This is a genomic window from Hyphococcus luteus (assembly GCF_002943565.1).
GTDB lineage: Bacteria > Pseudomonadota > Alphaproteobacteria > Caulobacterales > Parvularculaceae > Hyphococcus > Hyphococcus luteus.
This window is the reverse complement of the sequence record NZ_PJCH01000015.1, coordinates 570,001-584,620: the sequence shown is the minus strand read 5'-3', so window position 1 is coordinate 584,620 and position 14,620 is coordinate 570,001. Positions and strand designations below refer to the sequence as shown.

The following is a 14,620-nucleotide window of genomic DNA, read 5'->3' as shown; positions in this document are numbered from 1 at the left end:
AGCGCGGCAAGGCTTTAAAAGGTCTGTTTACTTGGTGTTGAACCTGCCATTCCTGACGCGCTTTTTCGCGGCCACGATCCTCATCGCGGGCGCTTGCGCGCCAACGGCGGGGACTGAGAATGCGCAAGAGCGGACACCGCCCGCCGAACCTTACAATATTGTACTCATCGTTGCGGACGATCTCGGCGTCAACGATGTCGGCTATAACGGTAATCCGGCGATCGCGACGCCCCGTCTCGACGCCTTGGCGACGCACGGCGCCGTCTTCCGCAACGCCTATGCCTCGAGTCCCGTCTGCGCGACGTCGAGAGCCGGACTTCTGACAGGTGTCTATCAGCAACGCTTCGGCATGGAATCCAATCCGAGCCCGCGCCGCCTGGCCGCCCGCACGGTGCTCGACGACCCGGGGGCAGAAATGGCGCCGGAGGTGCTGGGCGATCCGCCGCATGAGGAGCGGGGATTGCCGCCTGAAGCGGTGACGATCGCCGAGCGTTTGAAAGACGCAGGCTACAAAACGGCGCATATCGGCAAATGGCATCTTGGCAGCGCCGACGGGTACACGCCGAACGATCAGGGCTATGATGAATTTTATGGCTTTCTCGGCGGCGCTTCGATGTTCGCAGAGCGCGACGATCCGGATGTCGTCGGCGCGCAACTTGAGTGGAACGGACTCGACAACTTTCTGTGGGAGCGTCTTTCTTATTCCCTCCAGCGTAATGGCGAATCGCAGCCCGAACGGCCCTACCAGACCGACGCTTTCGGCGCTGCAGCGCGGGACTTCATTTCCAAAGCAGGAGGCGCGCCGTTCTTTCTTTCCATTGCTTTCAACGCGCCGCACAATCCATTGCAGGCGCCGAAAGATCTCGTGGCGCAGCAGCCCGAAGCCTTGCCGCATCGAAACCGCGTCTATTACGCAATGATCGAATCGCTCGACCGGAATATCGGCGTTGTGATGGACGAACTTGAAAGAACCGGTCTGCGCGACCGGACGATCGTCATCGTGACCAGCGACAATGGCGGCGCGGCCTATATCCGCATCGACGACGTGAATTCGCCGTTTCGGGGCTTTAAGGCGAATTTCTGGGAAGGCGGCGTGCGCGTGCCGCTTGTCGTCGACGTACCCGGCGCGGCGCCCGCAGACGTTGACGAGCCTGTCAGCCTGCTCGACCTTGCCCCGATGATTTTTAACGCGGCGGGGGTCGAGGCGGAAAGGCTTGACGGACACTCGCCGCTCGCCGCGACGGCCGGACCGAGAACGCTCGCCTGGCGCAACAATACTCTTTCGGCGGTGCGGCGCGGCGATTGGAAGCTGATCCGCGATGCAAAACGCGACCGGAACTGGCTCTATAATTTGAAAAAGGACCCCGAAGAACACCATAATCTTGCGGAGACGCGCCCTGACATGGTCGCGAAGCTTACAGCGGAATATGAAAGGGCCACGGCGGACTGGCCGACAAAACCGGCCTGGGGGCCGACTTACTATCTTCCGGTTCACGCTGATCCGGTGGAAAATCCGATAGAAGCCGAGAATGATGACTGGACATACTGGCCGGGATAAGCCGGGCGGAAGCGCCCTGAAGTCCCTTTGCCTTCGCGCGCAAAGGAAGGCGCGGTTGTGAGCGTGATTCGCCCGTCGCGACGCTCCCTGTTGGCGATGGCCGCCGGCGCGGCGGCGACGCCCGGTTGCGCGTCCGTCATGCCGCAAGGATTGTTTCGTTCAAGTTCTCTCAGCGATGCAGAACCCGATAACGAATTTTCGGTCTCGCGCCTGCAGGCGGATCTCGAAACCTATGACGGGTTCGGCATTCACCGGTCTGGATCGCAGGCCGATCGCGACACCGTCGAATGGCTGGCGAAAGACTGGCGCGCTCTCGGCTATGAAATCGAATTTCAACCCTTCGAGGTTCCCGATAACGATGTGCTCTATGCGGAGCTTGAAGCCGGCGGCGAGACGGCGACACTGCTGGCGCAGCCGCCTTTTCCGGCGGCGGCGAATGCAGTCGCGCAAGCGCCGCTCGTTCTGACCGATGAAAACGGACCGGTGTGCAAGGCAAAGGGCGCCATACTCCTTGCCGAGGCGCCTTATATGCGCGCGTCGAGCTATGAAACGAAACCCTTCCGAAAACTCGCCGACCTGGCCCTCGCCGAAGATGCGAAAGCCCTCATCATCGTAACCCCAGGACCAACGGGGGAAGGTGTTTTCCTCAATATCGATCCTGAGCGTCCATATCCCGTGACGGCGATTGCGGCCCCCGGGCAGAGCGCGCTTTTGAAACGCATCGCGGAAAGCGGACGGTCCGTGCGTCTCGCCATGCCGCCGGCGAAACCGATGCGTACAGCGCACAACGTGATCGCCCGCCGCGAAGGCGGCGCGCAAACGATTATCGTGACAACGCCTGTCAGCGGATGGACTCATTGCGCCGGAGAAAGAGGGCCGGGGATCGCCATCATGCGTGCGCTCGCCCCTTGGCTTGCAAAAACCTTTCCGCAGAAATCGATCCTTCTTGCGGGCCTCAGCGGTCACGAACTGGAGGGACTCGGCGCACGGATTTTTATTGAGACAAAAGCCCCGCCGAACGAAAACGTCGCGCTTTGGCTTCATCTCGGCGCAGGCATCGCGGCGCGAAACTGGCACGAAACGGATATTGGCCTTCTGCCGCTGCAAAGCGCCGATCCGCAACGCTTTCTGCTTGCGGCGCCACCGCTAAACCAGGCGGTTGCGCCGCATATGAAGGGCCTCTCGGGATTGGAACAGGCCTATGCGTTGACGCCGGAAACGGTTGCAGGCGATCTGAAGGAAATTCATAACGCCGGCTATGAAAATCTCATGGGCGCTTTTGGAGCCCATCGCTTTCATCATGTGATCGGCGACCGGATGAATACGACATCCGGAGCGCTTACGGCGCCGGTGGCGCTCGCATTTCGCGACTCAATTTTATCGGCTCTGTCCGGCTCGATATAATGATGGTCAAAATATTAATGTCCGCTGATTGAAGGCTAAAGCGCGAAAAACACTTGGAAAAGCTAAGTGATCAAGTCCGCAGGACATTGTGCGGCAAGAGAATGAGAAACCGAACTCTTTCCGCAAGATGCCAAGCGATCACGCAAAAGCGGTCGATCAGGAACAGTTTTGGCGATGGACCTAGGTGCCGAAATAATTGATCAAGCTTCAGAGCAATTTCTGCAGCAGATGGTTGTTGAGGAGCATTTTTCCGGAGCGGCTCTCGTTATGCGCGGCGACGATATCGTCCATGCGCGGGCCTATGGGCCCGCCACGTTGGATGCGTCGAACAGGCTGGACACTATCTTCCATGTGGCTTCCATGACGAAAGAGTTCACCGCCGCGGCGGTCATGCAATTGGTCGAACAAGGCATGATCGATCTCGAGGGATCAATTAACGACTATCTCCCCGAGCGATATCGCTCCGAAAAATGGTCATCCGTTAAGGTCCGTCATCTACTGTCACATACAAGCGGCGTGCCGGATTATGCGGAAACCCGAGACTATTATGACGTGGTCGACGGCTGGGCGTTCGGCGACACCGTTGACGGCATGATCCGCGAAGCGATGGACAAGGACCTGCAATTCGAGCCCGGCTCGGATTTTTACTATTCTAACATAGGCTTCACGCTTCTCGGCGAAATCCTCCAGGAGCAGTCAGGCCAGCCATATGCCGCCTTCATTCAAGACAATGTGCTTGATCCGGCCGGCATGACAAATTCGCGCATTCATGTGGAAGGGCATGAGCCAAGGCCCGGCGAAGCGGCCGGCCTTCGATGGGATGAAGAAAAAGGCCGGCATGTCAAAGACGATATTCTGTCGCTGCCTGTCACGCCGCCTGATGGCGGGCTTGCAACGACGCTCAGTGACTTCATCAAATGGATTTCCGTCTATCGGGATATGTCTCATCCAAAGCTGTCCGCGGCGTCGCTTGAGCGGATGATGCAGCCGTCTATTCCGCCTGTGTCATATCTATGGCCGGATCAGGGACTGCGAGGCGAGGCGTCCTATGGGTTTGGCCTTACGCTCAGCGGCGATTTGATCATGCATGAAGGCTATATCGTCGGGTTCCGGAGTCATTTCATTTATAGCCGTGATGACGATCTGCTGATTGCGGTTTTCACCAACAACACCAGCAATGACGTATTCCGCATGTCGTCAGGGCTTTTCGCGATCAATCAGTAAAATGGATGCGCGTCAGCGCTGCGGCCGGAGCAATGGCGGCGCAGTATTTTGTTATGCATATTCCTCAAGCGGTTGTTCGCGGATCAGCTCCTGCGCGATCATTTGCGCTATCGCTTCGGGCGTTCGGTTTTCCTTTTCTGATCTGACGAAAATTTCCAGAAGGCGCCCGTAGATGCTCTCAAGCAAGTCTTCCAAGGGCGCCATGTCGATCTTTTTTCGGCCTGGCATATTTTGCATTGCCTCGACCCCGCTGATGACCCCGCCTGCGTTGATAACATAGTCCGGGGCGAACAAGATATTGCGTTGCGCGAGCATAGCGCCGGCTTCCGGGGACGCGAGCTGGTTGTTCGCCGCGCCTGCGACTGCATGCGCGCGAATTTGGGGCGCGGTCGTCATGGTGATGACGCCGCCCAAAGCGCAAGGGCAAAAGATGTCCGCTTGCGCTGCGTGAATTTCGTCAGTCTCCATCGTCAGGGCGTGGAAATCATTTTGCGCCTTCGTGACTTTTTCGGGGTCAATATCGGCGACAATCAATTCAGCCCCCGCTTCATGCAGTTGTCGGGCGACCCGCCAGCCGACCGAGCCAAGGCCCTGGACCGCGACTTTCACTCCTTCGAAGCTTTTGCGGCCTAGACGAAACTCCGCCACAGCGCGCAGCCCGTGCAGGACGCCTGTGGCGGTGTGGATCGATGGATCGCCGGCGCCCTTTGACATCCCGCCGACATAAGGGGTCACTTCGAACATTGTCTCGACATCAGCGACGGAAAAGCCGACATCCTCGCCCGTTGCAAAGACATTACCGATACGGTCGATGAAGCGGCCGAACGCTAAGAGCAGCTCTCGGGATTTGAGTTCCCTGGGATCGCCGATGATCACCGCCTTGCCGCCGCCAACAGGCAGGCCCGCCAGCGCGGATTTATAGGACATCGCCCGTGACAGTCGCAGCGCGTCGTCAAGCGCCATATCGTCGGAAGCGTATGACTTGAAACGTGTTCCCCCGGCGGCGGGCCCGCGGGTAGTTGAGTGGATCGCGACGATCGCGCGCAAATTGGTCGCTTCATCTGAAAAGAAACAAACTTGTTCGTGCTTGTCGAACTCTTCCGATTGCCAAACGCCCATGATTTCTGTCCTGCCTTGAAGTTTTAATCTCAAGATATGCAGAAGTATCTATTATGGAAAGTTTGTCTTTATAAGAAATTTTATGGAAGGAGGAGGGCTCAGGCTAGGTCTTTGCTGACTGGCGAGGAGGATACGATGTTGAAGGCGCTCGCATCTCGTGGCGCGGGGTTTCCCGGAAGTCATAACTTAAAAAGTTTGAGCACACTGCGTGTATCCGTCATCACATAACTTGAGGCCATTGAACGCTGCATTTCGTCCGGGCTTTTCGCGATTAATCAGTAAAATAAATGCGCGGCGGCGCAATAGCGGCGCAGTGCTTTGCTTAGTCTTTAAGCGGGCGTTCGCTTATCAGTTCCTGCGCCATCATTTGCGCTGTGGCTGCAGGCGTGAGGTTTTCCTTCTCCTTCAGCTTCGTCAGCGTTCGGCGTCTCGATTGAAGGCATGGTAGCGTGCTTCCTATGATGAAGACGCATGGCAACGGATTTACCGGCCCTGTTTTTTACATTGTTGTGGGATTTTTGGCTTTTTCGTTCGATGCCCGTGACTTAAGGCGCCGTCATTTTACGGACATTTTGCCTTGCGCTGGGGCGCCGATGTTCGAAATTACGGAATTTTCCGAGCTCGGAGCATGTTTCGATTGCGCGTGCTCATAAAACATATGGACCGATGGCGTCGTCAAACCCGTAGCAGAATCTGAAATAATCTTTTCCGGCGCTTAAAATACGTCTTTGCCTGTTTGACCGGCCATTTCAGGAGGCGTAGTTTTTGCAAATTGTAAGGTCCTTAAACTGCCTATGTCCCAGGTTTTCAAAGCATTTCTGAAACACAAGCCAGTGATCCGCAGGATTGTGGGCAAGTACAGGTCTAATCCGTCGGATATCGAAGAGCTTGTCCAGGAGACGTTCCTGCGCGCCTATGCGGCGGAGTTGAAGGCGGAAATCAGGCAGCCTGAGAAATTTCTGTACAGAATAGCGAAGAACCTCTCAATCAGCCGCGCCATTCGAAAAGAAAACTCCACAACCCAATTCGTTGGGGAGTTAAGCGAGATGGAAGTCTTTGCTGATGATGGGCAGGTTTCTCAGGAAGATCACCTCGATGCGCGACAGCGCCTCGCGGTATTTGCTGAGGCGCTGGAAAGCCTCTCGCCGGAATTGCGTGAAACGTTGATCATGCGCAGGATCGAAGGGCTGACCGTGCCGAAAATAGCGATGCGTCTGGATCTCTCGGTCAGCGCGATTGAAAAGCGTCTGGCGAAGGCCATCGTCGATTGTTACGCCTACATCAGAGGGAAGGGCCTGGACCCCGCCGACTTTGGCGCAAAAAAAATAATCCGCATGAAAGTGGCGTCGCGACGAGTCGCCACAAAATCGGATAAGAAATGAGGCAAGCGTCATGAACAATACAAATATAACACTCTTGCCGCGGTTTCAGGAAATTGAGCGTGAAGCCGCCTTATGGGCGGTGAGGCTCGATCGGGAGGATGTTCCAGCGGATTTGTTTCTTGAATTCGAGCAATGGCGAAATCAGAGCGCGCAACATCGCGAAGCCGCAGAGCGGTTCAAGGATTTTTGGGCTGGCACAGCGGACCTGGATTTGTTCAACGATCTGGCGGGAACGAACGCGGCGTCCCATGAGGGAAGTCGCCGCTGGCGGCGTTTCGCGCCGGCGATGATCGCCGCGTCGTTCGCCGCTTGCGGCGCATTCGTCTATATGGCGCTATTCGCTGGCGCTGGATTTGAGCAGGCATACCGAACTGCCGTGGGCGAGCAGCAAACAATCGACCTGCCCGATGGGTCCAGAATCATTCTCAATACAAACAGCGCTCTTGAAGCTGAATTTACAGCCAAAGCCAGGATCATCCGGTTAACGGAGGGTGAGGCGTATTTCGAGGTCGCAAAGAATCCAACAAAACCTTTTTCTGTGGAAACAGAAAAAGGGACTGTCACGGCCGTGGGCACTGCATTTTCGGTGCGGGTGAGCAGTGCGGAGATGAATGTCCTGGTCTCCGAAGGACGCGTGGCGCTGAGTTCGGAGCCTCTTTATGCGGGGGCTAGTCGAATTCTTTCCGCCCAGAACCAAAAACAACCGCATTCTGACATCGTGGAAGTCGATGCCGGACAGGCTGCTGTCTATGACCGGCAAGTCAGAGAAATCAAAGATGTCGCAGAAAAAGAAATCGAACATCAACTTGATTGGCAGGACGGGCTCCTTGCATTCCACGGCGAGCCGTTGAGTGAGGTTGTCGCCGCAATAAGCCATTACACTGATGCTACGATTGAGATTGCAGACCCTTCGCTCGCAGAACACCGCGTGGTCGCATATTATCAGGTCGGCAAAATCGAACCTATGCTGGAAGCGCTGAAGCTTTCAGCGAATGTGAAGGTCGAGCGTATAGATGGGCGCCATGTCCGCCTCACTCAAGAGGATTAGAAGGGCTAGTCGAGGTATGCGTCGCGTAGAGGGACTGTGCTTAAATGCGCTTATTTGAAAAAACTATTACGGGGATTTCATCGCCATTAGTCAACCTCAATGAGGCTGGTGTGAAGTTCGAACAAGTGTGCTGATCACTGGGCCAAGCATAGGATGCTGAGGGGAAAAGAGCGGATTAGATTTTTGATCTGTTCAGTCGCCATTATCGTACTGGCGACGGGATATGCGCATGCGCAAGAGACGGAAAATCGATACGATCTTTGTATCGAGGGCGGGACTCTTGATCAGGCGATAAAGGAGCTCCATGAAGAAACAGGTGTTCCTCTCTGGGTAGACTATGAGTTGGCGTCGACAGCGGGCATTCATCCCGTCGTGGGCAAGCACACGCTAAATGAAGCCTTGGAGGTCATGCTCAAAGGCTCGGGACTCGTCAGCAGCCTCACGGAAAGCGGGATGATTGTGATCACCCGCATTGATAGCGCGCAAGCGCCGCACCCGGAGGGGAATATGACGAGAAGCAAGCTGAAAAAGTCTCTATTGGCGTCCATAGCTGCGTTTGTGTTTGGCGCAAGCGCCGATGCGCAAGAGGGCAAAGCTGAGGGGACGGGCGCGTCGGATGACGATACAATCATCGTGACCGCGACGCGCCGCGCTGAAAGGCTGATTGACGTGCCTTTGGCCATTCAAGCGCTAAGCGGCGACGACCTTGAAAAACTCGGGGCCGTCAATTTCTCTGATTATGCACGCACCTTGGCCGGCGTTTCCTTTATTGACGCAGGCGCGGGCCGCTCGCAGGTCTTTATTCGCGGCGTGACCACGGGGGCGGACATTGGCCAGGGCGCTGAAGCGACCGTCGGCGTTTATTTTGATGAAGTCCCGATCTCTGAAGCGGCGTCGCAGCCTGATCTTAAACTCTTCGACATCGACCGGATCGAGGTGCTGCGCGGACCGCAAGGGACGGTTTACGGCAGCGGTTCGTTAGGCGGCACGCTTCGGGTCATGCCGCGCATGCCGGAATTTGACGATGTTTCGGGCGCAATACAGCTCACGGGTTCGGGAACCGAAAAAGGCGGCGGCAACGGTGAAGTGAGCGGTTGGCTTAACCTGCCGTTTTCCGACAAGGCGGCTCTGAGAGTTGTCGGTTTCGGCGTTAAAAACAGCGGTTTTTTAGACGATGGCTATTCCGGCCTCGGCTCAAGCGCTGAAGATAATATCAACGATGAAAAATCATATGGCGGCCGCGCCGCTTTCCACGTTCAGCCTACGGAACAGATCGATATTGTTCTCACCGGTATTTACCAGAAAAGCAAATTCGGCGCTTATGAGCAGGTAACCGATGAATTTCCCGCTCTCGTTATCCAACAAAGTTCTGACCAGCCCTTTGAAGATGAAGTTAAGATTGCAAATCTGAAAATTAATTATGATTTTGGATTTGCGACACTGACTTCCGCCACGTCGTATTTTGATCGTAGTCGATTTTTTCAGAATGACATTGATTACTTTACGGAGGCCCTCGGCATTGCTCGCGTCGTGTCGCCGCTCTTATACGAAGGGGAAACAATTTCCCAAGAAGTTCGGTTGGCTTCTAGCGGCGATGGCCCGTTTAGTTGGCTAATCGGCGGATTCTACCTGGATCGCAGCGACGACTTTCTTCAGATTATAAATCCGCTTGGCGTCCCGGCGTCATCGGATCCGGCTGCGAATCTTTTTTATCTCCATCGCGCATCCGATATTGAACAACTCGCAGGCTTCATTGAGCTCGGTTACGATTTGACGGACCGGCTAAACATCACAGCGGGCGTGCGCGTGTCTGACATTGATCGGGCCAATGTTACGGTGAATGACGGTCTGTTATTTCAGGCGGCGGTGTCTGGAGACGTTAGCGAACAATCTACAACGCCCAAAGTCAACGTGTCGTATGAATTGGCCGATGATGCGCTGGTTTATTTTCAGGCCGCTCAAGGCTACCGGATCGGCGGCGTCAATCCAGGTCTTCCGCCCTGCGATCCGCTCGCCGGCTGCACCATCGATGTCGGGCCAACCTATGGGTCTGACAGTCTTTGGAATTATGAAGTCGGAACCAAGTTTCGGGCGTTTGACGACGCGCTGACGGTCGCCGCAGCGATATTTTACATCGACTGGAAAGACATTCAGCTCAATGTCAGCCGCGGCGACGGTTTTGACGGATTCCTGAACGCCGGAGACGCAACCAGCAAAGGCGCGGAGCTTGAAACGAGCTTTATCGCCAATGAACACCTTACCCTTGGCGGTCAGGTCACCTACACGGATGCGTCTCTCGATGATGTGCCGGCTTCTATCGCCGCTTTTGCGCTTCCCGGACAACGCGTCCCGGTCACGCCGAAATGGAGTTCGGCGATGAATTTCGAACTGAGCGCGCCCGTCTTCGGGAACGGCAACGCTTATCTTCGCGGCGACCTGCAATATGTCGGCGGGCGGCAAAGCTCTCTCGGTCCGGCTTCCAGCGATCTTGAGAGCTATGTGTTGCTGGGCTTGCGCGCCGGGCTTGAACACGGGCCTTATTCAGTTGCAATTTTTGTCGACAATCTCACCGACGAGCGGACCGAGCTCGACAGAACGACAGTCTTTGGACTGCGCGGCGGCGCGCCTCTGACCCTGGAGCGGACGACAATTAACCGGCCGCGCACCGTTGGTGTCACTATCGGGCGTGAATTCTGATCCTGTAAAAAAGTCTTGATGGGGACGCCGCTCTTCCTTCCGAGTGGCGCTCTCTATTTTGAGCATTGCGTTTGACGTTTATGATAGCGACAATGCTTCGTTTTAACCAGCCGGGCGGATTGTCTCTATGCGAATAAAAGCTGCGCTGATTTTCGTATTCTTTTTGTCGGCGCCGTTCGTTTCGGCGTGCGCGCAAGAAGACGCCGTTGGAGCCGCGCCCTTCACTTGTGAGAGCGTTCAGGACATTATTCGCGAGGCACAAGACATTCAAACGCCGCGCGGCATAAACGACCTGAAAGAAATCGAGATTGGCGGGATCAAACAATGGATTTCCGTGCGCGGCCGCGACCGGAGAAATCCCATCCTGCTTTTTATTCATGGCGGACCGGGAACGACGGAAATGCCGGTGCGCTGGTTTTACCAGGCGCCGCTTGAAGACTATTTCACGGTCGTTCAATGGGATCAGCGCGGAAGCGGAAAGACCGCCGTTTCAAACGATCAGGCGGAAGTCCTTCCGACCATCACCGTTGAGCGCATGATTAAGGACAGTGAGGAAGTCGCATCATATCTTCGAAAGACATATGAGAAAGACAAGATATTCGTGCTCGGCCATTCCTGGGGATCGATTCTCGGGCTAGAGCTCGCGAAACGTCACCCCCAATGGCTGCACGCTTACATCGGGATGGGGCAGGTTGTCTCCTCTCTCGAAAATGAAGCCGTCGGCTACCGCTTCGCGCTGGAGGAGGCGCGCTGGCGCGGCGATGAGACCGCCATGAAAGAGCTTGAAGCGATCGCCCCCTATCCGGAAGAAGACAGAAGCATTCCGGTCGAGAAGGTTATGGTCCAGAGAAAATGGGTCTCAACCTATGGCGGCATGAGTTGGGGGCGCCTAAATCTCGATTATGAAAACAATCTGCGCTCCTTGTCCCCGGATTATTCAGATGCGGATCTCGCCGCCGACGCGCAAATTGTGAGCGTCGTCATGCAATTGCTGCCGCAATTGGGCGGCGTCGATTATCGGGACCTGATGACACTCAATACGCCGGTGTTCCTGTTCGCCGGACGCCATGATTATGCAACGCCGTCGGAAATCTCATCCGCGTGGTTCGAGAATTTGCAGGCGCCGGCCAAAGAAATCATTTGGTTCGAGCATTCAGCGCATATGATGCATATGGAACAGCCCGGCAAGTTTATCTATCGCCTCATTGACGATGTGAGACCCCTTGCAGTGAAAGCGGGGGACGCGGCGCCGGAAGACGCCGTCGGGATTGAGCCGTAGTTTTTTTAACGTTTGCGCGGCAAAAGCCCGCGCAGCCGATAGGTGGCGCCCGCCAGTTTCGCCAATGGTCCAAACAATAAGCGTATGAAGCAAGCCGAGGACTTTAAGAGCGAAGCCGGCCGGTTGGAGAGTCTTCTCTCGTCGCTTGATGAAGGCGCCTTTGACCGCAAAACCGCCTTCAAGGGCTGGAGCATCAACGAGATCCTGCGGCATTTGCATGTCTGGAACCTCGCTGCTTATTTCGCCCTGACCGACGAAGCCGCAATTGCGGAGTTTTTAAAAGAAGCGACGCCATTCGTCACAGCGTTGCGTCTGCCGGAATTTGAAAGGTCCTATCTCAAAAGTCTTTCCGGCAAAGCGTTGTTCGACAGATGGGCTGGGTTTCACCGAAAGTTGGCTGACGCCTATAGGGCCGCGGACCCGTCTCATCGTGTTATGTAGGCGGGGCCTGGCATGAGCGCGCGATCTTCCATCACTGCCCGTCAGATGGTGACATGGGCGCATGGTCAGGCGATCTATGACGAGCTTGGTCTCGATCGTCAAAACACCGACGCGATTCAAAACATCGTTATTCTTGGCGTGAACACCTATGGCTGGACATTCGCTACTCGGGGGCGTGCCGCGCTTGAGCCGCGCCCAACCATTATTTTAACAGCGCCTTCCGGCGATATCTGGACATATGGCGACGATCAGGAGGATGAGCGTATTGAAGGCGACGCCGTTGAATTCTGCCAAGTCGTAACGCAGGTTCGCAATGTCAAAGACACGCGATTAGCCATTACTGGACCGAATGCGACCGCCTGGATGGAAGCGGTCCAATGTTTCGCCGGGCCCCCGGTTGATCCGCCGGCGCCGGGAATGCGACGAAAAAGGACTGAATATGGCGAATGAACTGGCGTCTCTGATTGGATGGATATGGTGGGAGGCGGTTGCATGGTCATTTTCGAGTCTGTTTTGATGGTCAGTGGCGGGGCGCGTTGAAAATTCACGGAAAACGATTTCTTAGGAATGCAAATCTGCAATTTCTCTCAAAGAAATACGAAGATTGTGACGCTTGAAACCCTCCAAATAAGAGATCACAGCATCAGGATTGAAGCTAAAACCGTCGACAAACCTGCTTGACGGCATGGCGATCGGCGTCGTGGCCTCGGACAGCATCCAGGCATGCTCCTCGGCGCCTTCGGGTTTTTCGTCGATTGTCGGATAGGCGACGCCGAGCCTGCCGGCAGCGGCGCGGTAAATCTCAGGCAGGTAAGCGCCCTGCGCGATTTCGTGAAGATCGACAGGACTGACGATCTGGCCCCAGCGCGCCATCTGGGTCAGGAACCAGAGTGCATGGGAGCGCCAGGGAAAATTAGCGGCGTAACGGTGAAAGATGAGATAATCGCTCGCTTCGATAATGCTCTTGCGGTTCGCCAGCGCGCCGATTCCGGCCAGCGACGGCAGCAATGCTTTCGTTTGCAAGCCGATATAATCGTTGCGGGAGAGGATCTCCGCGATTTCCAGACGGTTTCGCCGTTTGTCGAGCCAGGCCGCCGCTTCAAGCACGCTTGCAACAAGCGCAACATGAGTTTCAGGAAATTCATCGGCCCATTCTTGCCTGACGCCCAGAACTTTTTCCGGCATGTGGCGCCAGATCTCTGCTGAACGAACGATGGCGCGGCCGACGCTGTCGCATTCCGCCAGTGTGTTCCAGGGTTCGCCGACGCAGAATGCGTCGATCTTTCCTTCTTTCAGATGCTCCACCATGTAAGGCGGCGGCGCGACAACCATGCGCACGTCGCGGTCGGGGTTTAAACCTTCCGCGCCCAGCCAGTAGCGCACGGCGTAATTATGCGAGGAGAAAGGAAAAACCGTTCCGATATTGATCGTCTCCTGTCCCGCTTTCAGCCGGTTTGCGATGACTTTTTTCAAGGCTCGTGCGGAAGTGGGCCGTTCGAACATGGCTTCCGGGTCGGCCTCTACCATCTGCCGGTAAAGCTCTTCCGAAACCGTAATCGCGTTGCCGTTGAGATTAAGCGAAAGCCCTGTGACAAACCGCTCGCCGCCATAAGCGTTGTCGAGCCAGCTCGCCGGCGCCATGGGCGCGAGCATATGCGCCGCATCGAGTGCGCCGGCGGCAAGCTTGTCGCGGATCTGCGACCACGATTGGTGCCTTTCGAGTTCGACGTTAAGTCCGTGCTTTTCGAAAAACCCCTTTTCTTTGGCGGCGACGAGCGGCGCAGAGTCGATAAGCGGCACGAACCCGATGAGAAGTTGATTTTTTTCAAGCCTCATGGCGCGCCGCCTATTCGTCGAACAAGCTTGCGACGGAAAGAATATTGTCCGCCACGTCCTTGATCGAGATTTTCTGTTTCATCGCCATGGTGCGCATCGCGGCGTAGGCGTCGTTTTCGGAAAGCTGGCGCTTTTGCATCAAAAGCCCCTTCGCTCGCTCGATCGCCTTGCGCGCTTCGAGATCGCGTTTCGATTTTTCGAGATCGCGCCAGAGTGCGTCGAACATCCGGAAGCGTTCGATGGCGATTTCGACGACAGGCAGCACCCGCTTTTCGGAAAGCCCGTCGACGATATAGGCGCTGACGCCGGCGCGCACCGCTTCCTTGGCGAGGGCGCCGTCGCCGTTTTCAACGAACATGACAATCGGCTTGGGATTCTTGCGCGCCACAAGCTGAAGATTTTCGATGGTGTCCCGGTCGGGCGATTCGCAATCGATAATGATCGCGTCTGGCTGCAGCCTTTCGATGACGCCCAGGAGTTCGACCCCGTGGAGGGACGGCGCCTGTTTGACCACGGCGGCCCCATGCAATCCCTGCTCGACGATCTTCGCCCGCTCGGGATTGCTGTCCACCAGAAGGACGATAATGGGCGTGTCCGCCATGTCTGCCCAGTTCCCCGCAATCTATGTTGCG

At 56.1% G+C, this 14,620-nt stretch carries 12 protein-coding genes; 9 read left to right on the top strand and 3 right to left on the bottom strand.

Annotation, left to right across the window (positions count from 1 at the left end; all coding sequences use genetic code 11):
* Nucleotides 1-34: 34 nt before the first annotated feature.
* From CW354_RS18790 to CW354_RS18780, 3 genes are all read left to right on the top strand, one after another.
* Nucleotides 35-1,558: a sulfatase-like hydrolase/transferase gene (locus CW354_RS18790; protein WP_165793825.1), complete on the top strand. Its 1,524-nt coding sequence runs from the start codon at nt 35-37 to the stop codon at nt 1,556-1,558.
* Between the two features lie 57 nt (nt 1,559-1,615).
* Nucleotides 1,616-2,962: a hypothetical protein gene (locus CW354_RS18785; RefSeq protein ID WP_133162380.1), complete on the top strand. Its 1,347-nt coding sequence runs from the start codon at nt 1,616-1,618 to the stop codon at nt 2,960-2,962.
* A 174-nt stretch (nt 2,963-3,136) separates the two neighbouring features.
* Complete coding sequence (locus CW354_RS18780; RefSeq protein ID WP_104831591.1) at nt 3,137-4,186, top strand: serine hydrolase domain-containing protein; 1,050 nt, start codon at nt 3,137-3,139, stop codon at nt 4,184-4,186.
* 51 nt (nt 4,187-4,237) lie between these two features.
* On the opposite strand, the gene CW354_RS18775 is transcribed toward CW354_RS18780, so the two are convergent.
* Nucleotides 4,238-5,305, bottom strand: a complete 1,068-nt coding sequence (locus tag CW354_RS18775) for a Glu/Leu/Phe/Val family dehydrogenase (protein ID WP_104831590.1) — start codon at nt 5,303-5,305, stop codon at nt 4,238-4,240.
* A 794-nt stretch (nt 5,306-6,099) separates the two neighbouring features.
* Between CW354_RS18775 and CW354_RS18765 the strand changes: the two genes are divergently transcribed.
* From CW354_RS18765 to CW354_RS23740, 6 genes are all read left to right on the top strand, one after another.
* Complete coding sequence (locus tag CW354_RS18765) at nt 6,100-6,687, top strand: RNA polymerase sigma factor (protein WP_104831588.1); 588 nt, start codon at nt 6,100-6,102, stop codon at nt 6,685-6,687.
* Between the two features lie 10 nt (nt 6,688-6,697).
* A complete protein-coding gene (locus CW354_RS18760; protein ID WP_104831587.1) occupies nt 6,698-7,735 on the top strand; it encodes a FecR family protein in 1,038 nt (345 codons plus the stop codon).
* Nucleotides 7,736-7,918: 183 nt separating this feature from the next.
* Nucleotides 7,919-10,432, top strand: a complete 2,514-nt coding sequence (locus tag CW354_RS18755; RefSeq protein ID WP_165793823.1) for a TonB-dependent receptor — start codon at nt 7,919-7,921, stop codon at nt 10,430-10,432.
* A gap of 127 nt (nt 10,433-10,559) precedes the next feature.
* A complete protein-coding gene (locus CW354_RS18750) occupies nt 10,560-11,711 on the top strand; it encodes an alpha/beta fold hydrolase (RefSeq protein WP_104831585.1) in 1,152 nt (383 codons plus the stop codon).
* A gap of 84 nt (nt 11,712-11,795) precedes the next feature.
* Nucleotides 11,796-12,152, top strand: a complete 357-nt coding sequence (locus CW354_RS23745; protein ID WP_207764922.1) for a maleylpyruvate isomerase N-terminal domain-containing protein — start codon at nt 11,796-11,798, stop codon at nt 12,150-12,152.
* A gap of 12 nt (nt 12,153-12,164) precedes the next feature.
* Nucleotides 12,165-12,602, top strand: a complete 438-nt coding sequence (locus tag CW354_RS23740) for a hypothetical protein (protein WP_207764921.1) — start codon at nt 12,165-12,167, stop codon at nt 12,600-12,602.
* 111 nt (nt 12,603-12,713) lie between these two features.
* Here CW354_RS23740 and CW354_RS18740 read toward each other — a convergent pair whose 3' ends face one another.
* Together CW354_RS18740 and CW354_RS18735 are read right to left on the bottom strand one after the other, a co-directional pair.
* Nucleotides 12,714-13,988: a CmpA/NrtA family ABC transporter substrate-binding protein gene (locus CW354_RS18740; RefSeq protein WP_104831584.1), complete on the bottom strand. Its 1,275-nt coding sequence runs from the start codon at nt 13,986-13,988 to the stop codon at nt 12,714-12,716.
* A gap of 10 nt (nt 13,989-13,998) precedes the next feature.
* Nucleotides 13,999-14,589, bottom strand: a complete 591-nt coding sequence (locus CW354_RS18735; RefSeq protein WP_104831583.1) for an ANTAR domain-containing response regulator — start codon at nt 14,587-14,589, stop codon at nt 13,999-14,001.
* Between the last annotated feature and the right edge of the window lie 31 nt (nt 14,590-14,620).